The organism is Streptomyces sp. NPDC006643, from assembly GCF_042870175.1.
In the GTDB taxonomy this organism is placed as follows: domain Bacteria; phylum Actinomycetota; class Actinomycetes; order Streptomycetales; family Streptomycetaceae; genus Streptomyces.
Genome location: NZ_JBIAHA010000035.1, coordinates 67,174 through 93,684, shown reverse-complemented (window position 1 = coordinate 93,684; position 26,511 = coordinate 67,174). Strand labels below are relative to the sequence as shown.

Annotated in this window: 19 protein-coding genes; 15 read left to right on the top strand and 4 right to left on the bottom strand. The window is 70.6% G+C overall.

Annotated elements, in window-relative coordinates:
• Positions 1-175: 175 nt before the first annotated feature.
• From ACFYNU_RS35460 to ACFYNU_RS35445, 4 genes are all read left to right on the top strand, one after another.
• On the top strand, positions 176-775 hold the full coding sequence (locus ACFYNU_RS35460; RefSeq protein ID WP_356590996.1) for an NAD(P)H-dependent oxidoreductase: 600 nt from the start codon (positions 176-178) through the stop codon (positions 773-775).
• A gap of 93 nt (positions 776-868) precedes the next feature.
• Complete coding sequence (locus ACFYNU_RS35455) at positions 869-1,894, top strand: ATP-binding cassette domain-containing protein (protein WP_356590994.1); 1,026 nt, start codon at positions 869-871, stop codon at positions 1,892-1,894.
• Positions 1,891-2,751: an ABC transporter permease gene (locus ACFYNU_RS35450; protein ID WP_356590992.1), complete on the top strand. Its 861-nt coding sequence runs from the start codon at positions 1,891-1,893 to the stop codon at positions 2,749-2,751. The genes ACFYNU_RS35455 and ACFYNU_RS35450 overlap by 4 nt, the downstream gene beginning before the upstream one ends.
• A 160-nt stretch (positions 2,752-2,911) precedes the next feature.
• Positions 2,912-4,051 carry a MerR family transcriptional regulator gene (locus ACFYNU_RS35445; protein WP_356590990.1) on the top strand — a complete coding sequence of 380 codons (1,140 nt, stop codon included), beginning with the start codon at positions 2,912-2,914 and terminating at the stop codon, positions 4,049-4,051.
• On the opposite strand, the gene ACFYNU_RS35440 is transcribed toward ACFYNU_RS35445, so the two are convergent.
• Both ACFYNU_RS35440 and ACFYNU_RS35435 read right to left on the bottom strand, forming a co-directional pair.
• Positions 4,041-5,414 carry a WD40 repeat domain-containing protein gene (locus tag ACFYNU_RS35440; RefSeq protein ID WP_356590988.1) on the bottom strand — a complete coding sequence of 458 codons (1,374 nt, stop codon included), beginning with the start codon at positions 5,412-5,414 and terminating at the stop codon, positions 4,041-4,043. The two genes, ACFYNU_RS35445 and ACFYNU_RS35440, sit on opposite strands and share 11 nt — an antisense overlap.
• Positions 5,415-5,485: 71 nt before the next feature.
• On the bottom strand, positions 5,486-6,460 hold the full coding sequence (locus tag ACFYNU_RS35435; RefSeq protein WP_356590986.1) for a LysR family transcriptional regulator: 975 nt from the start codon (positions 6,458-6,460) through the stop codon (positions 5,486-5,488).
• A 71-nt stretch (positions 6,461-6,531) separates the two neighbouring features.
• On the opposite strand from ACFYNU_RS35435, the gene ACFYNU_RS35430 reads away from it, so the two are divergent.
• Positions 6,532-7,482: a 4-hydroxy-tetrahydrodipicolinate synthase gene (locus ACFYNU_RS35430; protein ID WP_356590984.1), complete on the top strand. Its 951-nt coding sequence runs from the start codon at positions 6,532-6,534 to the stop codon at positions 7,480-7,482.
• Here ACFYNU_RS35430 and ACFYNU_RS35425 read toward each other — a convergent pair.
• Together ACFYNU_RS35425 and ACFYNU_RS35420 are read right to left on the bottom strand one after the other, a co-directional pair.
• Positions 7,466-10,822, bottom strand: a complete 3,357-nt coding sequence (locus ACFYNU_RS35425) for an AAA family ATPase (RefSeq protein ID WP_356590982.1) — start codon at positions 10,820-10,822, stop codon at positions 7,466-7,468. The genes ACFYNU_RS35430 and ACFYNU_RS35425 overlap by 17 nt on opposite strands.
• Positions 10,823-10,945: 123 nt before the next feature.
• A complete protein-coding gene (locus ACFYNU_RS35420) occupies positions 10,946-11,371 on the bottom strand; it encodes a universal stress protein (protein WP_356590980.1) in 426 nt (141 codons plus the stop codon).
• Between the two features lie 165 nt (positions 11,372-11,536).
• Here ACFYNU_RS35420 and ACFYNU_RS35415 point away from each other — a divergent pair, with 165 nt between their 5' ends.
• The 10 genes from ACFYNU_RS35415 (at position 11,537) to ACFYNU_RS35370 (ending at position 26,486) form a co-directional block, all read left to right on the top strand.
• The gene (locus tag ACFYNU_RS35415; protein ID WP_356590978.1) at positions 11,537-11,791 is read left to right on the top strand and encodes a hypothetical protein; all 255 of its coding nucleotides are present in this window, start codon (positions 11,537-11,539) and stop codon (positions 11,789-11,791) included.
• A gap of 58 nt (positions 11,792-11,849) precedes the next feature.
• The gene (locus ACFYNU_RS35410) at positions 11,850-12,440 is read left to right on the top strand and encodes a TetR/AcrR family transcriptional regulator (protein WP_356590976.1); all 591 of its coding nucleotides are present in this window, start codon (positions 11,850-11,852) and stop codon (positions 12,438-12,440) included.
• Positions 12,437-16,012: a DNA polymerase III subunit alpha gene (dnaE, locus tag ACFYNU_RS35405; protein ID WP_388768429.1), complete on the top strand. Its 3,576-nt coding sequence runs from the start codon at positions 12,437-12,439 to the stop codon at positions 16,010-16,012. Before ACFYNU_RS35410 ends, dnaE begins: the two co-directional genes overlap by 4 nt.
• A 45-nt stretch (positions 16,013-16,057) precedes the next feature.
• On the top strand, positions 16,058-17,044 hold the full coding sequence (locus ACFYNU_RS35400; protein ID WP_356595188.1) for a hypothetical protein: 987 nt from the start codon (positions 16,058-16,060) through the stop codon (positions 17,042-17,044).
• A 90-nt stretch (positions 17,045-17,134) separates the two neighbouring features.
• The gene (locus ACFYNU_RS35395) at positions 17,135-17,566 is read left to right on the top strand and encodes a nuclear transport factor 2 family protein (protein ID WP_356595190.1); all 432 of its coding nucleotides are present in this window, start codon (positions 17,135-17,137) and stop codon (positions 17,564-17,566) included.
• 270 nt (positions 17,567-17,836) lie between these two features.
• Positions 17,837-19,036 (top strand): S1 family peptidase, encoded by a 1,200-nt coding sequence (locus ACFYNU_RS35390; protein WP_356595192.1) that lies wholly within the window; start codon positions 17,837-17,839, stop codon positions 19,034-19,036.
• 168 nt (positions 19,037-19,204) lie between these two features.
• Positions 19,205-20,122 carry a helix-turn-helix transcriptional regulator gene (locus ACFYNU_RS35385; protein WP_356595194.1) on the top strand — a complete coding sequence of 306 codons (918 nt, stop codon included), beginning with the start codon at positions 19,205-19,207 and terminating at the stop codon, positions 20,120-20,122.
• Positions 20,123-20,244: 122 nt separating this feature from the next.
• On the top strand, positions 20,245-21,663 hold the full coding sequence (locus ACFYNU_RS35380) for a hypothetical protein (RefSeq protein WP_356595196.1): 1,419 nt from the start codon (positions 20,245-20,247) through the stop codon (positions 21,661-21,663).
• Positions 21,664-21,980: 317 nt separating this feature from the next.
• Positions 21,981-23,852 (top strand): AAA family ATPase, encoded by a 1,872-nt coding sequence (locus ACFYNU_RS35375; RefSeq protein ID WP_388768425.1) that lies wholly within the window; start codon positions 21,981-21,983, stop codon positions 23,850-23,852.
• A gap of 93 nt (positions 23,853-23,945) precedes the next feature.
• Positions 23,946-26,486 (top strand): hypothetical protein, encoded by a 2,541-nt coding sequence (locus tag ACFYNU_RS35370; RefSeq protein WP_356595198.1) that lies wholly within the window; start codon positions 23,946-23,948, stop codon positions 26,484-26,486.
• Positions 26,487-26,511: the final 25 nt, after the last annotated feature.

Below are 26,511 nucleotides of genomic sequence, written 5' to 3'. Positions count from 1 at the left end.
CCCTACCCCCGGTCTCTTTTTTTGGGGGGCGCGGGGGCCCCCGCAACCAGCCCCCCCCCCCCTAAAGGCGTAGCGCCCCCCCCCCCCCGGGGCCCCCCCCCCCCCCCGCCGGGGGGGGGGGGGCCCCGCGGTCGTGTCTGGCGCCTGATGGGTGAGGGGGAAGGAGGTGGCCCACGTGCGGGAGTACGGCGAAGGGGAACGGGACAGCACACCGCTGCGCGTCGCGGTCATCATCGGCAGCACCCGCGAGGGCCGCCTCGGTGACGCGATCGGGCGCTGGTTCGTCGAGCGGGCCGCCAAGCGCGAGGAGCTGGCGGTGTCGGTCGTCGACCTGGCCGACTTCGACTTCCCCGCGCACTACCCCGACCGGGTCACGGAGCCGATGGCGGACTTCACGGCCGAGGTCGGCCGCGCGGAGGCGTTCGTGGTGGTGACGCCGGAGTACAACCGCTCGTTCCCCGCGTCCCTCAAGCAGGCCGTCGACTTCGCGTACGACGAGTGGCAGACCAAGCCGGTCGCGTTCGTCAGCTACGGGCACGGGTCGGGCGGGCTGTACGCGGTGGAGGGCCTGCGCCCGGTCTTCACGGAGCTGCACACGGTCACCCTCCGCAACGGGGTGTCGATCAACCTCTTCGACTGCGGCGACGACGTGCTCGACGTCGACGCGGCGACCGAGGAGCGCCGCGACCGCGCGGCGAGCGTGCTGCTGGACCAGTTGGTCTGGTGGGGCCTGGCCCTTCGCGAGGCGCGGGGGGCCCGCCCGTACATCTGCTGATGAGTTCCGGACGCTCCCGAAGTCAGAACAACGAAGCGCGACGAAGCGCGAAGACGAACGAAGACGTACGACGATGAACGACAAGGACTGATGATGAGCAAAGATCTCGCGATCGAGACCACAGGGCTGGTGAAAGTCTTCGGCTCGAACCGCGCCGTCGACGGAGTCGATCTCGCCGTGCCGACGGGCACGGTCTACGGAGTGCTGGGCCCCAACGGCGCGGGCAAGACCACCGTCGTACGGATGCTCGCGACGCTGCTCCGCCCGGACGGCGGCGAGGCACGCATCTTCGGCAAGGACGTGGTGAAGGACGCCGAGTCGGTCCGCAGCCGGGTCGCGCTCACCGGGCAGTACGCGTCGGTGGACGAGGACCTGACCGGTTCGGAGAATCTGATCCTGCTCGGCAGGCTCCTCGGGCACACCAAGCCCGACGCCCGCGACCGCGCGGGGCAGTTGCTGGACGCGTTCGGTCTCACCGAGGCGGCGGGCCGGCAGGTCAAGAACTACTCGGGCGGTATGCGGCGCCGTATCGACATCGCCGCGTCCATCCTCAACACCCCGGACCTGCTCTTCCTGGACGAGCCGACGACCGGTCTCGACCCGCGCAGTCGCAACCAGGTGTGGGACATCGTGCGGGCCGTGGTCTCGCAGGGGACGACGGTGCTGCTGACGACGCAGTATCTGGACGAGGCGGACCAGTTGGCGTCCCGTATCGCCGTGATCGACCACGGCAAGGTGATCGCCGAGGGCACGAAGGGCGAGCTGAAGGCGTCCGTCGGCTCGGGCGCCGTCCATCTGCGGCTGCGCGAGGCGGCCCAACGGACCGCCGCCGAGCGGGTGCTGGCCGCCACGCTGAGCGCGGAGATCGTGCTGGACGCCGACCCGCTCGCGCTGACCGCCACGATCAGCGGCGCCGGCACCGACCGGGGCGCGGCCGAGCAGGCCGGGCGGGCGCTGGCGGAACTGGCCCGCGAGGGGATCGTCGTGGACAACTTCTCCCTCGGCCAGCCCAGCCTGGACGAGGTCTTCCTCGCCCTGACGGACAAGAAGAAGAGCGGCACCGACGTGACCGGTGCGAGCGACGTGAACGACGTGAAGAAGGAGGGGGCGGCGGCATGACCACCGTAGCCACGAAGACCAAGGACCTGGACGACCTCGACCTCGCCACGCCCACGGCGGACGACCTCGCCGCGCTCCTGGTGAACAAGGAACGGCCACCGAGGCCCAGCGCGCTCTCCGCGTCGCTGACGTTCGGCTGGCGCGCGATGCTGAAGATCAAGCATGTGCCCGAGCAGCTCTTCGACGTGACCGTCTTCCCGGTCATGATGGTGCTGATGTACGCGTATCTCTTCGGCGGTGCGCTGGCGGGATCGGTCTCCGAGTACATCCAGTTCCTGCTGCCCGGCGTCATGGTGATGAGCGTCGTGATGATCACGATGTACACGGGCGTCGCCGTCAACACCGACATCGCCAAGGGCGTCTTCGACCGCTTCCGTACGCTGCCGATCTGGCGACCGGCCCCGATGGTCGGCTATCTCCTCGGTGACGTGGTCCGCTATGTGATCGCGGCGATCGTGATCCTCGGTGTGGGACTGGCGATCGGCTACCGGCCCGACGGCGGTGTGCTGGGCGTCGGGGCCGGAGTGCTGCTGCTGATCATCTTCTCCTTCTCGTTCTCGTGGATCTGGACGATGTTCGGACTGATGCTGCGCACCGAGAAGTCGGTGATGGGCGTCAGCATGATGGTGATCATGCCGCTCACCTTCCTGAGCAACGTCTTCGTCGACCCGAAGACGATGCCGGGCTGGCTCCAGGCATTCGTCAACAACAGCCCCGTCTCCGAACTCGCCAGCGCGGTCCGCGAATTGATGGCGGGCAACTGGCCGACCCACGACATCGCGGTGACACTCGGCTGGTCGGTGGGCCTGGTGGTCGTCTTCGGCACCTGGACGATGCGGCTCTACAACCGCAAGTGAGCGCGGGTGCCCGATCGGCTGTGGACCTGCGGCTCTCCGGGGGAGAGCCGCAGGCCACCGGCATGGGTGTTGACTCTGCCCAAGGGGCAGACCCCAGCATCGGCCGTGCCGGGCGACGCGCCCGGTACGAGGACGGCGACGGGGAGTTCGGGGGTGGGGCATGGGTGAGCTGACCATCGGTGCGTTCGCCCGCGCGTCCCGGCTGTCGCCGAAGGCGCTGCGCCTCTACGACGAGCTGGGGCTGCTGACACCGGCTCGCGTGGACGGGACGACCGGCTATCGGTACTACACCGAGGGGCAGTTGCCCCGGGCCCGGCTGGTCGCGTGGCTACGCCGCGTCGGAATGCCGCTGGCCCGGATCGGTGAGGTCTGCGATCTGTACGAGACGGATCCGCCGGCCGCCGCCCTGGTCATCGGGGAGTACTGGGCGCGGGTGGAGACCGAGACCGCCGCACGCCGGGACCTGGTGGCCTTCCTCGTTGACCAACTGTCGGGCGATCCGGCGGGGAAAGGCACCGAGGAGATGTCTGAGATGAGGATGCGCTACGCGGCCGGTTCGGACCGGGGACTGGTCCGGCCGGTCAACCAGGACACGGCGTACGCCGGTTCACGACTGCTCGCCGTGGCCGACGGGTTCGGGGACGACGGGGCACGTGCGAGCGGGGCGGCGGTCGACGCGCTGGTGGCGCTGGAGGAGTCGGTGTGGGGTGCCGATGTCCTCAACGGCCTCGCGGACGCGGTGGACCACGTGGCGGCGGGAGGCATGCCCGGCGGTTCCGGGACCACGCTCACCGCGATGCTGTGGACCGGATCCCGGCTGGCGCTCGTCCATGTCGGCGACACCCGCGCGTATCTGCTGCGCGACGGTGAGGTCTCCCGCATCACACACGATCACAGCCTCGTGCAGTCGATGATCGACGCGGGCAGCCTCACCGCCGAGGAAGCCGTGTCGCATCCGCGGCGGGCGCTGCTGCTGCGCGCCCTCGACGGCAATGAGGACCACGCCCGGCCCGATCTGCGGCTGCACGACGTGGCACCCGGCGACCGCTATCTGCTCTGCTCCGACGGCCTGTTCACGGTCGTGAGCCCCGACGACATCCGGCGCGTCCTCAGTACGGCGGCGGAGCCGGCCGACGCCGTGGACGAACTGATCGCACTGGCCCTGGCGGCCGGCGGCCCGGACAATGTGACATGCGCGGTCGCGGATGTGGACGTCGACGTGGACGTCGATGTGGTCGCGGACGCGGACGCGGACGCGGACGTGGTGGCGGTGCGGCGGGCGGGGCCGGTCATGATGTGACGGGCTCGCCGGGGAGGCCGAGCGGGAAGACATGGACCTCCCCTCCCGTCACCCTCCCGTCCCGTGCCAGGGTCGTCAGCGCGGCGGCCAGCCGGCGGCCGTCGGGTGACCAGGTCGTCTGCACGCCCCACAAGGGATATCTGCGGCTGCCGATGCTGTCCCGGGTCACGATCCGATGGTCGCCGACCCGGCGGATCGTCATGTCGTGGACCCGCTTCCCCGTGATCGCCAGATAGTCGCCGGCGGGGCTCACCCGCAGGGACTGGACCGGCACACCGTCGTTCTCGATCACGTCCAGCGTCCGGCCGTCGACCGGGTCCATGACATACACCCGCGCACCACGCGCGACGAACATCCTCGACTCGTCGGCGCGGAACGCGACGCCTTCGTAGGAGTCCACCGCCCCCTTGCCGGCGGCCTCGCCCACGGACACCACCCGACGGCCGCCCGTCCCCGACAGCAACGCGACGGCCGGGCCGGGCGCGTACGCGGTGCGATACCGGCCCGTGGGCGAACGCGTGTGACCCGTCTGCGGCGGTGCCTCGACCGGGGCGCCCGATATCGCGTCGTACGCGAACTGCCGTCCCGACTCCTCCTGATCGCGCACGGTGATCACCGGCTCGCCCGGAACCCACATCAGCCAGGGTGAGAGGAAGTCGTCGCCGTGGCGGGTGCGCAGGCACTCGTGCCAGTCGGCGGTGTCGTACACGACCAGCTCCCCGTGCTCGCCGGTGACGGCCAGGAAGCGGCTGTCGTCGGAGAACTCCAACTGGCCGTGCTTCTCGCCCCGGCCGAAGGTCTTCAGCACGGCGACAGGACTCCGCAGATCCGGCACGGCACCGGCCTCACCGGCGAACAGCCGGTCGGCGCACGTCGGATAGCTGGTCGTGCGCCACCAGTCACCGACCTCCAGATGCTCGATCCACCGGGAATCGGTGACCACCACGTCGTAGTCGGCCCCCACCCGTACGGACTCGCCGCGTTCCAGGCGCTCGGCGGATTCGGGAGGCATCTCGTGGAACTTCCTCCCGTCCTCCCAGGGGAAACCGCCGCCGGCACCCTCCAGCGACTCACTCAGACGCTCTTCGACCTCCCCGGTGAACGGCTGATTGCGCGTCACGATCCGCTCCAAGCCCGCCACATACCAGCGGGTGTTGGCGTCCACCCATGCCTCGTCGGCGTACTGCTCCCGGGTGATCGCGTCCCCCAGCGGCCCACCCTTGAGGAGACGGAGATAGAAGCTCGCGTCATCGGGGAGCGGTTGATGCCCACCGATGTCGTAGTAGAGGACGGTGACACGAAGCCGTATGCGACGGTCCGCCGGATCGATCGCCAGCACCCGCACGGCGTAAAGGTCGGTCATGGCGCCTTCCCGCGGTGGATTTGCCACGCCAACGTTCCCATCCACCACCGACAACGGGCCGCCGGGCGGGGTCAGATGGGCCCGGTGGCCAGTTCCGTGGGCAGCGACTCGCGCAGTGCGGCGATGAACGCCCCGACGGTGGGGTGGGCCGCCGAGCCACCACGGAACGCGACCTCGCTCCGCCGTCGCAGGGAGAGCGGCGTCAGCACCGTGCCGGGCGGTGGGTTCCGCGCGCTGAGGTCGGGGACCACGGCGACGCCCGCACCCGCCGCCACCAGGCCGAGCGCGGTGTCGTAGTCGTCCACGCGGTGCCACGAGTCGACGTGGAAGCCGCTCGCCTCGCACAGCCGTGTCACGCTCGTGTGGCAGAGGGTGCCGGGCGTGGGCAGGATCCAGGGCGCGTCGCGCCATCTCCGTACGGGATCATCGTCCGGCTCCGGCGCCGAGTCCGCGGGGGTGGCCAGGTGCATGCGTTCCGTGAACACCGGTCTGCTCTGGATCCCGGGCTCGACGGGGAACGGTCGGTCGCCGGCCTCCCCGTCACCTCTGGCCTCGCCCTCACCCTCGCCGTTGCCCTCGGCCGAGTCGGAGTCGGAGACGTAGTAGTGCGTCAGCGCCAGGTCCAGCCGGCCGGCGCGCAAGGCGTCCGGCGCGTCGGCGGGGTCGACCTCCCACACCCAGGGCTCCAGCCTCGGATACGACCGCCGCAGGGAGACGAGCAGGCCGGACGCCAAGGCGCGGGCGGCGGACGGGTAGATGCCCAGACGGAGCGGACCGGCGACCTCCCGGCCCTCGGCCAGTTCCGTACGGGCCGTCTCCAGGCGCTCCAGGATGACCTCGGCGTGGCGTACGAGATTCGCTCCCGCCGGGGTCAGTGCCACGCGGCGCCCGCTGCGTTCCAGGAGCGGCACGCCCGCGGTGCGTTCCAGGAGCGACAGCTGCTGGGAGACGGCGGAGGGGCTGTACGACAGGGCGTCGGCCACCGCTGCGATGGTGCCCCGGTGGGCCAGCTCCCGCAGGAGGCGCAACTGGTGCAGGTTGAGCATCGGCTCAGCTTACGAGCGGCTTCAGTATTTCCCGCTGGACCCGGGCGGACGGCCGGGCCAGGATCCGGAGCATGACCACGACCACCACCGTGACCAGCACAGCGAGCGCCGGGCCTGCCGCGAGCGGGGTGTACGTCCCCCTGATCACGCCCTTCGACCAGGCCGGCGAGGTCGCGTCCGGCGCCCTTCGGACGCTGGCGCACGAACTGCTCGACGCGGGCGTCACCGGTCTCGTCGCACTCGGTACCACCGCCGAGGTGGCGACCCTGAGCGCGGCGGAGAAGGACGCCGTCGTCACCGTCCTCGCCGACGTCTGCCGCGAGCGCGGCGCCCCCCTCATGGTCGGCGCCGGGAACAACGACACGGCCGCCAGCGGTGACGCGCTCGACGCCCTCGGGAAGGTACCGGGAGTCGCGGCGGCGCTGACGCTCGTGCCGTACTTCACCCGGCCGTCCGAGGCGGGTGTGGTCGCCCACTTCACCGAACTGGCCGCCAACAGCCCCGTGCCGCTGGTGATTTACCACATTCCCTACCGCACCGGGCAGGAGCTGGGCGCGGACACGCTGCGCACGCTCGGCGCGCTGCCGGGCGTCGTGGGCGTGAAGTACGCGACCGGCGGGATCAGCGCGGCCACCGTGGACCTGCTCGCCGAACTGCCCGACGGCTGCGCCGTGTTCGCCGGCGACGACATCTTCTTCTCGCCGCTCCTGGCCATGGGCGCACACGGCGGCATCCTGGCGTCCGCGCACCTGGCGACCGGGCGGTTCGTGGAGCTGGCCGAAGCCTGGGCGGCAGGGGATGTCGTCCGTGCCCGTGACCTCGGGCACCGGCTCGGCGCCCTGTCGGCCGCCGCCTTCGCCGAGCCGAACCCCACGGTGACCAAGGGGGTGTTGCACGCTCAGGGGCGTATCCCGACCGCGTCCGTACGGCTGCCGCTGCTGCCCGCCGCACCCGCGTCGGTGGAGCGGGCGCTGCGGCTGCTGGGACCGTTGGCCGGGCCGGGGCTCACAGCCGCCAGTTGAGTCCGGTGGGGGCGGTGCCGTCGGGTGGGGTGTCCGGTGGGGTGTTCTTCGTGGTGTCCTCCGCGAGGTCCGGGCGGTACGCGCAGGTCGAGCCGGTCGTCACCGACTTGCGCAGGTGCGCGGCCAGTTCGGGGTGGAGCGCGTCGAGTTTGCGCAGAGTGTCGCGGATCCGGGCCGTGACGGTCTTACGGGCCCGCTCGGCCTCGTCGCCCAGCCGTCGGGTACGCCCGCCGAGGCCGGCGGCGGTGCGGAGTTCGTCGAGGAGCGCCTGGCGCTCCGTGTCGTACGCGGCGGCGCGTGCGTCGTCGCCGCGCTCGCCCGCGCGGTCGATCTCCTGGTCCAGCTGGTCGAGCCTGCGGCGGTACGCCGCCTTGGCCCGTTCGTCCAGGACCGGATCGCCGCCCATGGCGCGCGCGGCCACGGCCGTCTCGCCGCCGTCGGGGGCCAGCAGCCGGACGGCGGGGAAGTCGGTCCACGGGCGTGAGAGCAGCGTGTGCAGATCGCGCAGCCCCTTGGCGTCGGGCACATGGACGGATCGCCCGTCGAAGGCGAGCGCCCACACGGCCCCGTCACGTCTGAACTCCGGCCGGTGTGGGGTGGGTTGGGCGCTTCCGGTCCCGGTGTCGGTCCCGGCCCGGGTGTCGGCGGCCGTACGGACATCGGCCGTCGGCGGCGCCGGCCCCGCCGCACGCCCCTCCAGATGCCGCAGCCCCATCGCCCGCGCCGCCCGCGCGGTCTCCGCGCGCAGGACCGCCTCGGCGGCGGCGTCCCCCGCCCCACCACGGGCCCGCAGCGCGTCCGCCAACTCCAGGCCCGCGCGCAGCGACCACGGTCTCGCCTGAAGGCGGTCGGCGGAGTCGCGCGCCGACGTGAACGCCGTCACCGCCGCGTCCCAGCGCCCCTCCGCCGCGTCCAGCATGCCGAGCCAGAGGTCGACGGGCCCGCTGACGTCGCAGCCGAACAGCGCGACGAGCCATCGGCCGCTGTGCGCGCCGAGCGCGTCCCGGGCCTCGGCGATCAGCGCGGGATCGCCCGTCGCGGCGGCCGTGTGCGCCAGGAACCTGAACCACAGCGGCGCGAACATCCGCGCGACCGGCTCCGGCCGCTCCGCCACCTCCCGCAGCAGCCGCAGCGCCCGCGCCGTATGGCCACGCTCGATCGCGGCGATCCCGTCGAGCAGCACGGGAAACGGGTAGTCCACGCCTTCGAGGGTGCGGGTGACGGCGTCGGCCTGGTCGAAACGGCCCCGGATCATATGCAGGGACCACCGCAGATGGGCGGCGAGATAGTCGTACGGCGTATGTTCGCGGGCCGCTTCGACCGTGTCCGCGTACCACTTCTCGGCCTGCTCGAAGTCGCCGGTCAGCGCGGCGACGATGCCCATGTCGACGGCCTTGCCCAGCTCGTACCTGCGCTTGCCCGCACGCTCGGCCACCCCCGTGTACGTACGCAACTGGCTCAGGTAGAGCGGATCGCCCAGCTCAAGGAGCGTCACCCAGCGCATCGCCGCGGCGTGCACCTCCATGCCCACATTCTGCGTGCGGCGGGCGACGGCCGACATCTCGGCGGTGAGGGCGAGCCGTTCGTCGGACGTCCCGAGGCCCCAGATGGTGTCGTGGCGCGCCCAGAGGGAGAAGGCGAGCGCGTCGTCGTCATCGTCCTGTTGCGCGAGGACGGTGGCGCGGACGGCGAGATCCTGCGCCATCCGCTCCCTGTCCGGGCCGCCGCTCGCGCCTCTCCCACCACATCCGCTCGCCTCCGCGACCGCGTGACCGCCACGACCGTCGTCATCCCCGGCACCGTCGTCGTCCCCGAACAGTGCCCGGTACGCCTCGTGGAGCAAGTCCCCCGCCTGCGGGCCATGGCCGGGGATGTCCTGCTGCTGGTGGAGCGTGAGCGCGACACGGGCCAGCAGCGCCGGGTCACCCAGCTCCCGCGCCGGAGTCACCGCGCGGTCGAAATACCGCAGCGCCTCCTCCTCCATCCCGTGGTGCCGCAGCTCGCCGGCGAGGTCGAGCGCGATGAGGACGGCGCGGCGCGGATCGCCCTCGCCGGAGGTCTCGGCCACCTCCAGCGCGCGCCGGAAGTGACCCGCGGCCTCCTCGACCGCCAGCCTGCTCGACGCGTCCCAGGCCGCCGCGAGCAGCAGATCGATGCGGTGGCCGCGGTCCACGGTGTCACCGGCGAGATGGGCGTGCCGGGCCAGATCGGCGGGGACGACCTTCTCGCCCAGCGCGGGGGCGCTGTCCAGGGCCCGTACGACCGCGCCGTGCACGCGGGCCGCGTCGGCCTCCTCCAGCGAGTCGTACAGCGTCTCGCGGACGAGGTCGTGGGCGAAGGCGAACCGGCCGCCCGGGCGCGTCAGCACGAGCCTGGCCGACACCGCCCGGTCCAGCAGCCGGTCCACGTGCGGCACGGGCGCCCCCGTCGCGGCGGCCAGGACCTGCCGGTGGAACTCCCTGCCCAGCACGCTCGCCGTGATCAACAGGTCGCCGACGGGCTTCGGCAGCATCGACAGCCGCCGCCGCACGGCCTCGCGCACGCCGGGCGCGATCGTGCTGACCGGGCTGCCGCCGTGCCAGAGCCGGGCGGTCTGCTCGACGAAGAACGGATTGCCGCCCGTGCGGCTGTGCACCTCGTCCACCAGGGCGGGCTCCGGCTCCCGCCCGGTGGTCAGCGCGAGGAGCGCGCCCACCTCGTCCCGGTCGAGCCCGGTCAGGGTGACGGCCGTGGTGGCGCGGGCGACGAGCGGGATGATGAGCTGCTGGAGCGGGTGGCCGGGCGCCTCCACCTCCACGTCGCGGTAGGTCCCGATGAGCAGCAGCCGCTCGAACCAGGCGTGCTGCGCGGCGAATTCGAGAAGTTTGAGCGACGCCGTGTCCGCCCAGTGCAGATCGTCCAGGACGACGACGACCGATCGTCGCTGGGAGACCGTGACGAGGGCGGTCGTCAGCGCGTCGTACACGGAGAAGGCGTCCTTGGCCTCCTTGGCGTCCTTCGCCCCGTCGTCCCCCGCCGCCTCGCCGAGCAGAACGGCCAGCCGCCCGTCCGCCGCCTTCTCGGCCTCGGCCCACTCCGCCTCGTCGAGCCCGCGCCGCATCCCGCGCACGACCTGCACCCACGGCCAGTAGCCGGGGGCGCTGCCCTCCCAGCAGGAGCCGCCGAGCACCAGCGCCCCGCGCTGCCGGGCCTCCTGGGCGGCGGCGGTGACGAGCGTGGTCTTGCCGATGCCCGCCTCGCCCGCGATCAGCACGAGCCCCCCGTGGCTGTCCGTCGCCCGGCCGATCTCCGCGCGAAGGACGCCTGCGGGGTGGTCACGCCCGATCAGTGCAGGGGTCATGCCCAAAACCATAGGAGGCACCACTGACAATCGGCATGCGAAATCTTTGCCGAGAGACAGACCCGCAGGTGGGAGGGGGCGAGGTAAGATCCGCGCCCCTCAGCGGCCCGGATCCCGCGTGTCTCACTCGCCTCGGACGACGACCACCGGCACGGTCGCGTGCTGCGTGACATGCAGGCTGACGGAGCCAAGCAGCGCCGCCTTGAACCCGCTGTAGCCGCGGTCGCCGACCACCAGCAGCACGGCGCCTTCGGCGCGGTCGAGCAGCGCCTGGGCGGCGGGCGCGCCGACGACCTGTCGGTCGACGGCCGCGGCGCCCTCCTTGCCGAGGGCGGACTCCAGCGTCTCGTCCAGGATCTGACCCGCCAGCTGCTCGGGGTCGAACTCCGGCGGTATGCCGGGGGTCATCGCCGCCCACGCGCTCGCCGGATACTCCCAGCCGATCGCGGCCTCCACGGTGTCCCCGGTGAGCCCTGCCTGCCGCACGGCCCAGTGCAGCGCCTGCACCGAGGAAGCCGACCCGTCGACTCCGACCACGATCCTGCCCATGACGTACCTCCGCCGTAATTGTTGAAGCTTCTACCAGGCGACAACCGTCAGCGGAAGGCGACTATTCCGGCGTACGTTCCGCTGAACACCTGCTCAGGAGGGAAGCGACATGACTGCCGGGGCGTGCGGCGGGCGCCGGCGTACCGAGGTGATCTGCACGTACTGGTGGAAACGCCGGACGGCGCGATGGCGTCCTCGACGATCATGTGGCTCGACGAGGCCAACAGGACCGCCGAGTTCGAGCCGGTGGGGACGCGTCCCGACCACCGGCGCCTGGGACTGGCGCGGGCGGCCGGGGCCCTCCGTATGACCGTCGCGTGCCTCGGTGCGCCGGGACATCCGCAGGCGCGCGGGCTGTACTACGGCGTCGGATTCCGGGCGTTGTCGCGGGACGTACCGCTCATCAAGGACACCACCTGAACCAGTGTTCTGAACCAACGTTCTGAACGGATGTTCAACTCTACGGTACGGTGTCTCCATGGGACACCGCGAAAAGCTGATGGCCGGGGCCAGGCGCTGCCTGGAGGAGCGCGGCTACGCGCACACGACGTCGCGCGACATCGCCGCCGCCGCCAACGCGCCGCTCGGCACGATCAATTACCACTACGGCTCCAAGGAGGCGCTGCTCAACGCCGCGATGCTGGAGTCGATCCACGAATGGGGCGCCAAGGTCCAAGAGCCCTCGCCGGAGGCGGCGGACACCACTCCCGCCGGGGCCCGGCTCGAAGCCATGTGGGCCCGGATCATCGACTCCCAGGTCACCGACCGGCCGCTGCTCGTCGCCGCGAGTGAATCGCTCGCGCAGGCCGAGCGGTTCCCCGAGGTGCGCGCGCAGATCGCGGAGGCGTACGAGAGCGCGCGCCCCCAGCTCGCCGCCGATCTGCACGGCATCGGTGGCGCCGAGGGATCGGCCGACGCCGCGACCGCCCGCGCCGTCGGCTCCGTGCACATGGCGCTCGTCGCCGGACTGACGCAGCAGTGGCTCATCGACCCCGAACACGCCCCGTCGGCGAGCGAGATCGCCGCCGGTCTGCGGGCCATCGCCCGGAGCCTCGACTCCGACGCATGAACGGGGCGGCGATGGGGTCGGAGCAGCGACGGCCTTTCACCCGGCGGCCTTTCACCCATCTCCATGTCCACACTCAGTACTCGCTGCTGGACGGTGCGGCGCGGTTGGGGGACATGTTCAAGGCGTGCAATGAGATGGGGATGTCTCATATCGCGATGACGGACCATGGGAATCTCCATGGCGCGTACGACTTCTTCCATCAGGCGAAGAAGGCGGGCGTGACGCCGATCATCGGTATCGAGGCGTATGTGGCGCCGGAGTCGCGGCGCAACAAGCGGAAGGTGCAGTGGGGGCAGCCGCATCAGAAGCGGGACGACGTCTCCGGTTCGGGTGGTTATACGCACAAGACGATCTGGGCGGCGAACAAGACGGGTCTGCACAATCTGTTCCGGCTGTCGTCCGACGCCTACAAAGAAGGCTGGCTGACGAAGTGGCCGCGGATGGACCGGGAGACGATCGCGAAGTGGTCGGAGGGTCTGATCGCGTCGACGGGGTGTCCGTCGGGTGAGTTGCAGACGCGGTTGCGGCTGGGGCAGTTCGACGAGGCGGTGCAGGCGGCTTCGGATTACCAGGACATCTTCGGGAAGGACCGTTATTTCCTGGAGTTGATGGATCACGGGATCGAGATCGAGCGGCGGGTGCGGGACGGGTTGCTGGAGGTGGGGAAGAAGCTGGGGATCCCGCCGCTGGTGACGAACGACTCGCATTACACGTATGCGAACGAGGCGACGGCGCATGACGCGCTGCTGTGTATTCAGACGGGTAAGAATCTGTCGGATCCGGACCGGTTCCGGTTCGACGGGACGGGTTATTACCTGAAGTCGACGGATGAGATGTACGCGGTCGATTCGTCGGACGCGTGGCGGGAGGGGTGTGCGAACACGCTTCTGGTGGCGGAGCAGATCGATACGGAGGGCTGGTTCCAGGAGCGGAACCTGATGCCGAAGTTCGACATCCCCGAGGGCTTCACCGAAGTCACCTGGTTCCGCGAGGAAGTGGCCCGTGGTCTCCGCGCCCGCTTTCCGGGAGGTGTGCGCGAGCAGTATCAGCGGCAGGCCGAGTACGAGATGGGCATCATCATCGAAATGGGGTTCCCGGGGTACTTCCTGGTCGTCGCGGACTTCATCATGTGGGCCAAGAACAACGGCATCGCGGTCGGCCCTGGGCGCGGTTCGGCCGCCGGGTCACTCGTCTCGTACGCGATGGGCATCACCGACCTCGACCCGATCGAACACGGTCTGATCTTCGAGCGGTTCCTCAATCCCGAACGGGTGTCGATGCCGGACGTCGACATCGATTTCGACGAGCGCAGACGGGTGGAGGTGATCCGGTATGTGACGGAGAAGTACGGCGCCGACAAGGTGGCCATGATCGGCACCTACGGAAAGATCAAGGCGAAGAACGCCATCAAGGACTCGGCGCGCGTGCTGGGTTATCCGTACGCGATGGGTGATCGGCTCACCAAGGCCATGCCCGCCGATGTCTTCGGGAAAGGGATCGAGCTTTCCGGCATCACCGATCCGACGCATCCTCGTTACGACGAGGCCGGTGAGATCCGGGGGATGTACGAGAACGAGCCCGACGTGCGGAAGGTCATCGACACGGCAAAGGGTGTCGAGGGCCTGGTGCGGCAGATGGGTGTGCACGCGGCCGGCGTGATCATGTCCAGCGAGACCATCACCGACCATGTGCCGGTCTGGGTCAGGCACACCGACGGTGTCACGATCACGCAGTGGGACTATCCGCAGTGCGAATCGCTCGGCCTGCTGAAGATGGACTTCCTGGGTCTGCGAAATCTGACCATCATGGACGACGCCGTCACCATGGTGCGCACCAACAAGGGCATCGATCTGGAACTGCTGTCGCTGCCGCTCGACGACCGGAGAACTTTCGAACTCCTCGGTCGCGGCGACACGCTCGGCGTCTTCCAGTTCGACGGGACCGCGATGCGTTCGCTGCTGCGGCTGATGAAGCCCGACCATTTCGAGGACATCACCGCCGTCACCGCGCTCTACCGGCCGGGCCCGATGGGCATGAACTCCCATACGAATTACGCGCTCCGCAAGAACAAACAGCAGGAAATCACCCCGATCCACCCGGAGTTGGCCGACCCGCTCAAGGATGTCCTCGGGATCACCTACGGACTCGTCGTCTATCAGGAACAGGTCCAGAAAGCCGCACAGGTGCTGGCCGGCTACAGCCTGGGCCAGGCGGACCTGCTGCGCCGGGCCATGGGCAAGAAGAAGAAAGAGGTCCTGGACAAGGAATTCGTCCCGTTCCGCGACGGCTGCCGGAAGCGCGGGTATTCCGACGAGGCGGTACAGGCGGTGTGGGACGTCCTGGTGCCGTTCGCCGGATACGCGTACAACAAGGCGCACGCGGCGGCCTACGCGCTGGTGTCGTACTGGACGGCGTATCTCAAGGCGAACCACCCGGCCGAGTACATGGCCGCGCTGCTCACCTCCGTACGGGACGACAAGGACAAGTCGGCGGTCTATCTCAACGAGTGCCGGCGCATGGGCATCAAGGTGCTCCCGCCGAACGTCAACGAGTCGGTGGCGAACTTCGCCGCGCAGGGTGACGACGTCATTCTCTTCGGACTCACAGCGGTGCGGAACGTCGGCACGAACGTGGTCGATTCGATCGTCCGGTCGAGGAAGGCGAAGGGGAAGTACGCCACCTTCCCCGACTTTCTCGACAAGGTGGAGGCGGTCGTCTGCAACAAGCGCACCGTCGAATCCCTCATCAAGGCGGGCGCGTTCGACGAGATGGGCCACACCCGGAAGGGCCTGGCCGCGCACCACGAGCCGATGATCGACAACGTCGTACAGATCAAACGGAAGGAGGCGGAGGGCCAGTTCGACCTCTTCGGAGGGGACGACGAACCCGAGTCCGAAGCGCGGCCCGGGTTCGGGCTGGACGTCGAATTCTCCGACCTGGAATGGGACAAGTCGTATCTGCTCGCCCAGGAGCGGGAGATGCTCGGCCTGTACGTCTCCGACCACCCGCTCCTCGGTATCGAGCATGTCCTCTCGGAGCGCTCCGACGCGTCGATCTCCCAGCTCACCGGCGGCGAGCACGCGGACGGCGCGGTCGTCACGATCGGTGGCATCATCTCCGGCCTCCAACGGAAGATGACCAAACAGGGCAACGCGTGGGCCATCGCCACCGTGGAGGACCTGGCCGGGTCCCTCGACTGCATGTTCTTCCCGGCCACGTACCAGCTGGTGGCCACCCAACTGGTCGAGGACACCGTCGTCTTCGTCAAGGGCCGCCTCGACAAACGCGAGGACGTCCCGCGCCTGGTCGCGATGGAGATGCGGGTCCCCGACCTGACCGACATCGGCGCACACGCGCCCGTACGGCTCGACATGCACGAGTCGCACGTCACGCCCGACTCGGTCCGCCAACTCAAAGAGATCCTGAAGACGCACCCGGGCCCGACGGAGGTACGGCTTCGGGTACGCCGGCGGGCGACGACCACCGTCTACCGGCTGGGCTACGGGGTCGCGGTGACCCCCGAGTTCTGGTCCGACCTGAAGGCGGCGGTGGTCGTGACCCGGCGGGACTAGGCTCCACGCCGGAGTGGAGCTGAGCCGGGGGGGCGGGAAACTCGTATGTTCAGCAGGGGAGTTGGACGGCGGCGCGAGATGGGGCTCGCGGTCGGCGCGCTGGTGGTGGCCGTGGGGGGCGTCCTGTTCATGGCGGGGGCGGGAACGGGGACGGACGACGGCGAGAGCGACGAATTCTCCGGGGACACCCCGCAGCCGTTCTTCAACCCGAGGTTGACGGAGTGGAGCGAAGGGATGTGCGAGAGCATCGCATCCCTGAAGGCACTGAGAGCGGACAGTGCCGAGAAGGCCGGCACGTTCGACGCGAGCCCCGCCTCTGCCGCCTCTGCCTCTGCTGCCTCCGCCTCCACCTATCTGGCGTCCGCCTCGTCGGCCCTGGACGACATCTCCCGGGGGTTCGGAGCGGTGGACTCGCTGATGCGGATTCCCGACACGGAGCGACTGCGCGCCAGTTATCTGCGGGAGATCGACCGCGTTCGGCCCGAGGTCAGGGAGTTGTCAGACGCCGGCGCTCTAGCCGGGCTCTCCGCGCGGGAAAAGGCCGACCGTGCCGAACGCGTCACCTCGCTCGTGGCGAAGATCAAGGAACCGAACCCGAGCTGGGACGACCTGGTACAGGAGGACGGGACCTTCGAGCGCGCCGCCAACTCTCCGGGCTGTGTCGCGGCGCGGCAGGCCGAGCGCGCGAGGTCCGGGCCCTCCGAGCCACCCGAACCGGCGCCGCCGCTTCCGCCCGCGGCCGACGGCACCTCCCTCGCCGCCTGCGCCGACGGGGCCTGCGAGGTCCGGGTCATGAAGGTGTCGACCGACATCAAGGTGCGCGATCTGACGCTGGAGGTGGCCCGGAACGGCTCCAAGGTGACCGTGCGCCACGCCTACCCGTCGGGCGGCGCGGTCAGGGTGAACCTCTCCGAGAAGGGGGCGCGGGGCACTTTCAGGCGGGCCGGTGGCATGGCGGTCACCGTGGTTCTCCAGGGTGTGAACAGCAACGGCGCGGTGCTGGAGATCAGCTCCTCCTTACCTCAGGGGTAATCGCCACGGCCCGCCCGCCCGGCCAGGATGTGGTCACACGCCGCGTCGACGGGACGCGGCGCGAGCAGGGACAAGGGGAGCGGACGAGTCATGTCGGCAGACGCGAGTACGCAGACACGCCAGGTGGTCCAGGAACTGCTGAGCAGGATCGGCGCGGGGGACCCGGACCGTATCGCCGAGCTGTACGCCGACGAGGTCGACTGGCAGCTGGACTGGCCCGAGGCCGAGCACGGCCGGGCCGCCACGCCGTGGATCAGGCACCGGACCAGCCGCGCCGACGCGGCGGCCAACTACCGCGAACTCCGGGAGCACCATGTGCCCGAGGAGGTCGGCACCGAGATCGAGCGGATCCTGGTCGACGGGAACGACGCCGTCGTGACGGGTGAGATCCGGCAGACGGCCCGGTCCACCGGGCGCGCGTACCGGGCGCGGTTCGCACTGCACCTCACGGTCGGGAACGGTCTCATCGTCCGTAACCACGTGTACGAGGACAGCCTCGCCGTGGCCCAGGCCTTCGAGTGAGCGAGTGAACGGCCGGCACCCCCGCCCCTGCCCCTGCCCCTGCCACTTCCTCTCAACAGTTATCCGCAACTCTGTTGAAAATCCCTCCCCGGCCAGGCCTTGTCCGGAAAGGGAGCGTTCGGCGAGAGTTCATCCCGCGACGCCCCACACACCCCCCATCCACGTCGCCGGATGAGCGCCCACCCAGGAACGCACGCGTCGGCCCGCCCCCTTCCCCCGGGGGTTCGACGCGCGCTGTTCGGCGCTGCTCCGATAACGAGAGGAAGCACCGTGCAGGTCTCCCGGAAATATCTCGTCGCCGCCGTCACCGGCGTCCTGCTCTCGGCCTCCGCCGTGACCGGCGCGCAGGCCGCCGACCCGTCCGGTGCCACGGGACAGGCGCCCCGGTATCAGCCCGAGATGGTCGCGGCGCTCGCCAAGACGCTCGGCGGCAGCGAGCAGGCGGCTGTCGACCGGCTCGACCACGAAGCCGCGCAGCAGCGTGAGTTGGCCGCCGTGAACAAGCAGGGCATCAAGACCGACGGCGCCTTCTTCACCAAGGCGGGCACGCTCACCGTGAACGCGCCGGACGCGAGATCCGCCGCTCGGCTCGCGGACGCCGGCCTCACCGCCCGCGTACCGGAGCACGGCAAGTCCGCGCTGGACCGAATAAAGAGCGAGCTGGACGCCAAGGCCGTCAAGCAGGTGCCGGTCGGCGTCTCCTCGTGGTCGGTCGACCTCGCCTCCGACACCGTCACGGTGGAGGTGAGCAGCGACAGCGGCACCGCCGCCCGTTCGTTCATCAAGGCCGCGGGCAAGCACGGTGACGCCGTACGCGTCATCCGTGGCCAGGAGCGTCTGGAGACCCAGGCCGTGGTGCCCCCGGGCAGCCGGATGACGTTCAACGGCTACATCTGCTCGGTCGGTTTCGGCGCGCGTGACGCGGCGGGCAAGCAGTACCTGGTGACCGCCGGGCACTGCATCGAGGACCTGCCGGACCTCGCGTACAACAACGTCAAGTTCGCCAAGGGCACGAACTCGCGCTTCGCCGTCGGCACGCGCAGCGTGGACATGGGCATAGCGGCGGTCGACGCCGAGGACTCGATAGGCACGCAGGTCACCACGTACGGCCAGGCCGGGAATGTCGCGGTCCGGGGCAGCACGCGCGCGTCGCAGGGTTCGGCGATGTGCAAGTCCGGCCAGACCACCGGCTGGACCTGCGGCACGGTCGGCTCGTACAACGTCACCGTCACGTACACGGACGCCAACGGCGGTCCCGACACGGTCGTCACCGGCCTCGGCAGCTCCACCGTCTGCACGGAGGGCGGCGACAGCGGCGGCGCGTACATCTCGGGCAACCAGGCGCAGGGCATGACCTCCGGCGGCCCGATCGGGCAGAACTGCACCGGCGTGAACACCCGTGGCTCGTCGTACTTCCAGCCGCTCACCGACGCGCTCTCGCACTACAAGCTGACGCTCAACACCAACTGAGCCACCATCCCGCTCTCCGATGCCCCCGGAGAGCCGCGGCGGAGCCGCCCACCCTTCCCGGTGGGCGGCTTTCGTCGTCCGCTTACCATCGGGCTCGGGCGTGGGCTCGAACCGCAGTTCGGGCATGGGCGCGGATTCGGGCGAGGAATCATTGGGAGGGAGCGAGCCATGGACGTGACCGTCGCCGGGGACGCGGAAGTGACGTTCGCGGACGTCTTCCGTGACGCCCTGCGCCGCCGCGGACTCTCCCTGGAGCGCGTACGCGACCGGCTCGAAGCCCAGGGCATCGGGGTCAGCCTCGCCACCCTCAGCTACTGGCAGCGCGGGCGCAGCCAGCCCGAGCGTGCGCAGTCCCTACGGGCCGTGGACGCGCTGGAGGACATACTCGCCCTGCCCGAAGGCGCTCTGCGCTCTCTCCTGCGACCCGGTCGGCCGCGCGGCCGTACGACGTCCGAACTGCTCGACCTGTCCGCCTCGCACCGCGTCTTCGGCGAGAACTCGGACGTGGAGCAGGCCCTCGGCGCGGACTTCGCGCGCTTCAACGAGGACGTCACCTCCCTCGTCATCCACGAGACGATCCACCTCGACGCGGAGCGCTGCATACGGCAGATGTCCGTGAACCAGGTGCTGCGCGCCACGCGCGACGGCGCGAGCCGGATGACCGCCGTGCATGTCATCGACGATCCGGCGACGGCGTCGGTGGACGTCACCGTACGCTGCGGCAAGCTCGGCCGCGTGGAGTTCCTGCCGGAGCGGCGGAGCATCGTGACGGAGATCCTGTTCGGTGGTGAACTGGCCAAGAACGAGACGGTGGTGGCCGACTACACCATCTCGCTCACGCCGAGCCGCGAGGCCTCGACGTATCACGAGCGCCGTACGCGGGTGAGCCTGCGGGAGTATCTGCTGCACGTCTACTTCGACCCGGGCGCGCTGCCGGTGAGCTGCCATCGCTACTACCGGGAACGGATCGGCGCGGAGATGACCAGGAGCCGGCAGATCGCTCTGGACGTCTCGAACTCGGCGCACATGCTGCCGCCGAAATGCCCGGCGGGGATACACGGCATGTCGTGGGAGTGGCCGGCCTGACGCCCGCGGGACCGGGACCGCCGGTGTCCGTGTGGGTGTCGGCACCGTCGGCGTCGGCGAAGTTATCCACAGGGCCGGGTGACGCCGACGGGATGTCAGACCTCGCCGCTAGGGTTTTTCCCATGACCGAAGCGCCCACGAACACCCTCACCGGCGCCGTCGAACTGCGGGACTGGCGACGGCTGTTGGACGATCCGCCCGACCCCGTCGTCACCGAGAAGGGCCGGCTCCTCAAGGAAGCCGCGATGCTCGACTTCGGCGTGCGCGAGAGCGCGATCGCCTCCTGGCTGTACACCAAATGCCATCAGCAGATCCCCACCCTGGCCGTGGAGACGGCGGCGGTGGTCGCGACCGGCGACGGCAGTTGCGTCCTTCTGTACAACCCCGAGTTCTTCGTGGCCATCGGCGCGGACGGGGTGCGCTTCGTGCTCTTCCACGAGGCGCGCCATCTCATCCACCGGCATCTGTACGTGGACGCGGAGCTGCGCGCGGACCCCGTGTTCACGCTGGCCGCCGAGGTCTCCATCAACCATGTGGTGATGCGGCGGCTGCGCGCCAAGCTGCCCACCCGTCTGATGGAGGACGTGCGCGAGCCGGTGGGGATCGACCCGCACGAGGTCCATGCCCGGTACGAGACGGATCTGCGGGCGCAGGGCCTGGAGCCGCTGTCGTACGGGCATTTCGTCGAGACGGACATGAGTGTGTACGGCGAGCTGAAGCGCATGAGCGACCCGCCCGTGCCCGCCGGTTTCGGGGCTGCCGTCTGCCCGCATCTGCTCATCGGCGGGATCCCTCTGGACGACGAGACCGTGGGCCAGGTCGTGGAGGGCGTCCTCGCGGATGTGCTGCGGGCCGCCCTGCGCGGCGAGGGCATCGCCCGCGACGAGATCCTGCACCTCGCGGACCGTTCCGAGGGCGGCGGCGACCGGGTCGGCAGGTTGTGGGGCCGCCTCGGGCTCGGCGCGCTGCGCGGCCGGACCGAGCCCACCCGTCGCGTGGAGTGGTGGAAGCGCTGGCTGACGGACACGCTCGCCTCCAAACTCCGCGACGGCGAACGGCTCATCTATCCCAGGAAGCACGGCGCGGTGCTCCTCGCGCTCGGGCACGACCCGATGCTGTCCCGGCGCGGCAGGGAGCGGACGAAGGTCGTGGTCGTCGCCATCGACACCTCGGGCTCCATGCCCCAGCGGGTGATCGACTGGCTGATGACCCTGATCGGCCGCACCGACGGCGTCGAGACCCACTGGCTGAGCTTCGACGGCGAGGTCATGCCGTTCGTCGCGGGGGAGCGGGTACTGGGCGGCGGGGGCACGGACTTCGGCAAGGTCGTCGCGTACGTGGAGGGGCGCGGGGAGGTCGGCGGGAAGCGGTGCGAGGTGGAGCCGGACGCGGTGATCATGGTCACCGACGGTCACGCGCCGCGTGTGACCCCCGCCCGGCCGGAGAACTGGATATGGCTGATAACCAACGGCGGCGACGACTGGCCGGACCGCCACAGCCCGCCCATGGCCTGCCACCGCGTCACAACAGGTGACAGCTGATGTCGGCCGACGACCTGCGACGGCTGCCCACGGCTGACGACGCCGACCGCTGACCGCATCCCACGACCGGCGACCGTGACCGCATCCCACGACCGGCGACCGTGACCGTGTACCACAACCGGCGACCGCCGACCGCCGACCGCAGGCCGCGTCCCGCCACCGCCGACCGCCACCGCCGACCCCTGACCACCGACCGCCGACCACCGACCGCGCGGTCTCTCCATTCCTTACGTCGGTGCGCGCCTGCGCGCGCCCGGCCACCCCGCACGCATCGCGCATCCCGGCGCACGTACGCACGAGGACTGGATCCCATCACCGTGACCAAGACCGACACCGCCCACGACACCCCCTGGCCCGTCACGGCCACCTATCCGGAGCGGCCGGCCGGCCGTCAACCGGGCGGGCGCCTGGCCGAGTTCATCGACGCCATGATCGCCATGGGGCAGACCGGCCAGGTCTTCGGCGAGCACGGCATCGGCAAGACGTCCACCTTCCTCAGCCATGTACCGGCCGCCCACCCCGGCACCCGCGTCGTCCTCGTCCCGGCGGCCAACCTCACGCCCGACGACCTCCTGATGAACGCACCCGTCCGGGACGGCGGGACGGGTGAGCTGGTCCTCACCCAACTGATCATGAGCCAACTCGACCCCGGCGAGCCCTTCGTGCTGCTCATCGACGACTCGTTGCAGGCCGGCCAGACGATCCAGTCCCAGCTCATGCAGATCGCCTGCAACTGGACCCTCGGCGAACACGACCTGCGCGCGCTGGGCTGCGTCGGTGTCTTCCTCTCCGACAACGAGTCCCTGACCGAGACCGGCTCCGCCCGCAGCGACCTCGCCGTGCTCGACCGCATGGTCACCCTGCGCCTCACCGCGAACGACACGGCCTGGCGCCACACCCTCGCCGCGCGGTACGCCGACTGGGACCTCGCCGAGGTCTTCCGGATCTGGGCCGCTCTGCCACCCCGGCTCCGTGCCCTGCTCTCCCCGCGCACACTGGAGCATGTGCTGGACTGCGCGCGCGCCGGACTGCCGCTGAGCTGGGGGCTGCCGCTGGTGGGCGGGGTGCGGCTGGCGCTGCGCGACCAGCGGAAGGACGGCGCGGAGGGCGCCGACCGTACGGCCGAGGTCCTGGACGCCGTCGCGGGCGCCGTGGGCGTGGCCAATCCGCGGACCGTGGCCGACCCCGTACGCCGTATCCTGCGCACCGCGCTGCGCGAGAACTGGGCGGTGCTCCTGCAAGGGCCGCCCGGCTGTGGGAAGACGGAGATCACCAAGAGCGTCGTCCGGGAGGAACTCGGCGCGGAGCCGGTCTACTTCTCGCTCCCGGTGACCAACGTCGAGGATCTGTGCGTGCCGGTGCCCACGCCCGACGGACGGCTGGACACCCTGTTGACCCGGGCGCTCTCGGGGCCGGGGGAGAAGGTGATCGTCTGGGACGAGTACAACCGGCCCAAGGACAAGGCCGCGTTCGCCAAGCTGATGGAGATCACCCAGGAGTGGTCGCTGGCCGGACGCCCGGTGGAGGGCCTGCGCGCCCAGATAGCCCTCCAGAATCCTCCGTACCACCTGGGCAGAAAGCTCCAGGTCAGCCGGAACAACGTGGCGCAGGCCAGCCGCTTCACGGTCAGTTACGAGGTGCGGCCCGAGGACATCCCGGCGAACGAATGGCTCATCGCCGCGTACGGCGAGGTCGCGGAGACCGTCCTCGAATGGTGGAAGAACGACATCGACGACGAGGCCCGCGACTGGATCACCAAGCGGACGCTGGAGCGCCTGATCAAACTCCGGCTGGCCGGGCAGCCGCTGATGTCCGGCCTGATCTATCTCGGGGACGGCGAGTTCGCACCGGTGCCGCTGACCGCGCTCGAAGCCAGGCTGGACGGCATGGGGCAGGAAGTGGCGCTCGGCTTCAAGGAGTTGGTGCGGGACGTCGATCTGTGGGAGAAGCGTCTGGCCGTCGCGTCGGAGATCTCCTCCGAGGGGACCAACGACACGGACGTGGTGCACCGGGTGCTGGCCAACGCCGAACTGTCCCAGCTCAAACGGCACCCCGAGGTGGTGGCCCGGGTGCTGCGCCTGCTGCCGCCGAAGCTGCGCGCCACCTATCTCGTCGGTCAGACGCCGGCCCGGCAGAGCTACTGGGTGGGCGCGCTGGCCCGGATGAAGCAGCTCGCCGCCTCTTCGTGACGCGGGCCCCGGCCCGTACCGTCTCGTCCCCCCCGTCGTCTTCCGGTCTTCCTCCTCCCCGTCAGTCACTTCGAAAGAGCCCGAGCCACCCTGATGCGTATCGCCGACCACACCGCCGTATCCGCCGTCTACGCCCTCGCCGGCCAGGACCTCACCCGTGCGCTGATCCCTCGTATCCGGGAGGAGACCCTCAGCCTGCTGGACAGCCGTGCCCCGTTGTCGCCGTCGCTGCTGGAGGAGTTGCTCGCCTCGCGGGACCCGGAGCTGTTCACCCCGCTCGTCCGGTCCGCCGCGTATCGCGGGGAGGTCTTCGACCGGCTGGCCGCGCTGGGCGATCCCGCGCTGGCCGTGAGTCTGTACGGGGAGAAGGAGTGGGACCGTACGCCCGCGCAGCGCGCTGCGGTGTGGGCGGGCGCGGTGGCCACGGCCGACGACCCAGGCTGGCGGGCGGAGGACGGCCTGCCGGCGAAGCTGCTGTCGTCCCGGCGCCGGGAGATGCTGGAGCCGGCCCTGCTGGCGCCCTTCCCCGAACTGGTCGCGCACGCGCGGACCGCGGCCACCGGCCAGGCGAACGGCGACCTCCCGAGGCTCATGCCTCCGAACCGCAACCCCCCGAAGATCCAGCGCACATGGGAGCGCCACCCGGGCACGACGAAGGAACTGATCGAGGACCTCAGGGACAACAGCTTCCGCGGCTCGATACAGCTCCCGGGGACCCTGGGCGCCCCGGACTGGGACGAACTGGTCGCGGAGCACCGCGCCGTGCCGTTCTACGAGACGGGTCTCACCTCGCTGTGGGCGCACCCGGACTGTCCGGAGGAGCTGGCCCTCGCGGCCTTCGAGAGGAGCTGGAACAGCAAGGGGCCCGGAGGCGCCGTTCACTGGTCGATGGTGGCGAGCCCCCGTGCCGCCGACCTCGAAACGCACGGCCTGTCCCGACTCCTGCGCTCCGGGATCGACTCGGGCGCCCTCCCCGTCGACCGACTCCTCAGGGAGATCGCTCCGGCCCGCAATCTGCTGTGCGCACTGCCGCACGACAACGAAGAGGTACGAGCCGCCCTGGCCGCCCAAGTGGCCCGTCTGGGCTTGGACTTCGCTCCCTGGCGAGCGGTGTACGCGCTGCTTTCGCGCTTCTCCGGCACCGTCACCGCGCTGATCGACGCCGCACTCGCCGAGACGCCGAAGCACCGTGGGAAGACCTGGCCCAACCCGAAGAAAGCCGAATTCCCGAGCCGCAGACTGCCGAACGGCCGGCAGGCCTGGTTGCGGCTCTACGACGCAGCGGACCACCCGACACGCCTCGCGCTCGGCGGGCACATGGACGTGCGCGCCATCCAGCAGCTGTTGCTCTGGCACCGGCCCTCCCCCGAACTGCGGGATCACATAGTCGAGTTGCGGGGGCCGTCCGTCCTCGCGGGCATCGCGTCGAGCTGGGACACCCGGCCGGAGGTGATCGAGGAGCTGATCGAGTACAACGACCCCGAGACCAACGCCGCGCTCTTCCTGAACACCGATCTCACCCCCGCCCAGCGCCGCCATGTGCTGTCCGGCCGGCAGTGGCGGGACGGTGTCTCCGCCGACACCCCCGCCGCCGACCGGCTCCCGCTGACGGAGTCCCTGATCCACGGGGTGCGGGAGAGCGCGCGCCGCCCCTGGCTGCTGGCCTGCGCGGACTCGGGCGACCCGGTGCTGTGCCGCATTCTGCTGGGCAGTCCACGGGCGAAGATCCACACCCCCGCGCTGGAACTGCACATGCTGATACGGCTCTGGGAGCGCCACGGCCCCGCCGGGGTACGGGAGTTGCTGGACGAGACGGACTTCCCGGGCCGTAAGCGCCAGCCCAGGCACCCCCTGTCGCCGGGGACCCTGACGGCGGGACGCGCGGCGCTGGACGCGGACCCCGGAGACGCGAACCCCGGGGACGCGGACCCTGGAGACGAGGACTCCGGAGACGCCGGCTCCCGGCCGGCCGTACCGGCCCTGCTGCGTGCCGCGTTCGAGGCCGCCACGAGCCCGGCGGGGCGGGCGGACTTCCTGTCCGACAAGGGGGCCGGCCCCGAGAAGGACGACCTGGAGAAGGCCCTCGAACTCCTCGGTGAGGAGGTCGGCCCGGGGCCGGTCCCCTGGGCGGAGCTGGCGGCGGCCCACGAAGCGAAGCCCCTGCACGACCGCCTCCTCGTCCGCCTGGCCGCACTGGACGGCTGCCCGGCCGCGCTCGTCGCGGAGTCGGCCCCGGCCGACCTGCGGCTGTCCCACCCGCACTACCGGCCCCGGCGGGGGGCGCAGCCGCCCACGGCGTTCGAGATGCTGGCGAAGCTTCCGATGCCGGTGGACAGCAACAGCCGCTGCGGCTGGCTGGAGAAGGCGCACGCGCTCGGTCAGATCAGCTTGTCCGACGTGGTGCGGACCGGGTTCCCGGCGCGGGCGACCGTGGCTTTTCTGAACAGGGCGCTGGCTCCCGGTGACGCACCCGCCACCGACGAGGTCCGGGAGACCCGCCGGGCGGTCGCCGCGCTCGCGGCCGAACATCTGGCGGGCGATCCGGAGGGCTGGGCGCTGGCGCTGCGCCTGATAACGGAGTTCGAGGGCACGCTGCCGGATCTGCTGCTGGCGTCGGGCGCGGTGGTGAGCTGACGCCCGGCGACCCGGCGACCCGGCG

Bases quoted from the DNA above. Each gene is read 5' to 3' on its own strand.
- ACFYNU_RS35380 (WP_356595196.1), top strand. From the start codon at position 20,245: ATGACCGAAGCGCCCACGAACACCCTCACCGGCGCCGTCGAACTGCGG.
- ACFYNU_RS35410 (WP_356590976.1), top strand. From the start codon at position 11,850: ATGGGACACCGCGAAAAGCTGATGGCCGGGGCCAGGCGCTGCCTGGAG.
- ACFYNU_RS35440 (WP_356590988.1), bottom strand. From the start codon at position 5,414: ATGACCGACCTTTACGCCGTGCGGGTGCTGGCGATCGATCCGGCGGAC.
- ACFYNU_RS35435 (WP_356590986.1), bottom strand. From the start codon at position 6,460: ATGCTCAACCTGCACCAGTTGCGCCTCCTGCGGGAGCTGGCCCACCGG.
- ACFYNU_RS35385 (WP_356595194.1), top strand. From the start codon at position 19,205: ATGGACGTGACCGTCGCCGGGGACGCGGAAGTGACGTTCGCGGACGTC.
- ACFYNU_RS35370 (WP_356595198.1), top strand. From the start codon at position 23,946: ATGCGTATCGCCGACCACACCGCCGTATCCGCCGTCTACGCCCTCGCC.
- ACFYNU_RS35395 (WP_356595190.1), top strand. From the start codon at position 17,135: ATGTCGGCAGACGCGAGTACGCAGACACGCCAGGTGGTCCAGGAACTG.
- dnaE (WP_388768429.1), top strand. From the start codon at position 12,437: ATGAACGGGGCGGCGATGGGGTCGGAGCAGCGACGGCCTTTCACCCGG.
- ACFYNU_RS35455 (WP_356590994.1), top strand. From the start codon at position 869: ATGAGCAAAGATCTCGCGATCGAGACCACAGGGCTGGTGAAAGTCTTC.
- ACFYNU_RS35425 (WP_356590982.1), bottom strand. From the start codon at position 10,822: ATGACCCCTGCACTGATCGGGCGTGACCACCCCGCAGGCGTCCTTCGC.
- ACFYNU_RS35445 (WP_356590990.1), top strand. From the start codon at position 2,912: ATGGGTGAGCTGACCATCGGTGCGTTCGCCCGCGCGTCCCGGCTGTCG.
- ACFYNU_RS35430 (WP_356590984.1), top strand. From the start codon at position 6,532: ATGACCACGACCACCACCGTGACCAGCACAGCGAGCGCCGGGCCTGCC.
- ACFYNU_RS35400 (WP_356595188.1), top strand. From the start codon at position 16,058: ATGTTCAGCAGGGGAGTTGGACGGCGGCGCGAGATGGGGCTCGCGGTC.
- ACFYNU_RS35420 (WP_356590980.1), bottom strand. From the start codon at position 11,371: ATGGGCAGGATCGTGGTCGGAGTCGACGGGTCGGCTTCCTCGGTGCAG.
- ACFYNU_RS35450 (WP_356590992.1), top strand. From the start codon at position 1,891: ATGACCACCGTAGCCACGAAGACCAAGGACCTGGACGACCTCGACCTC.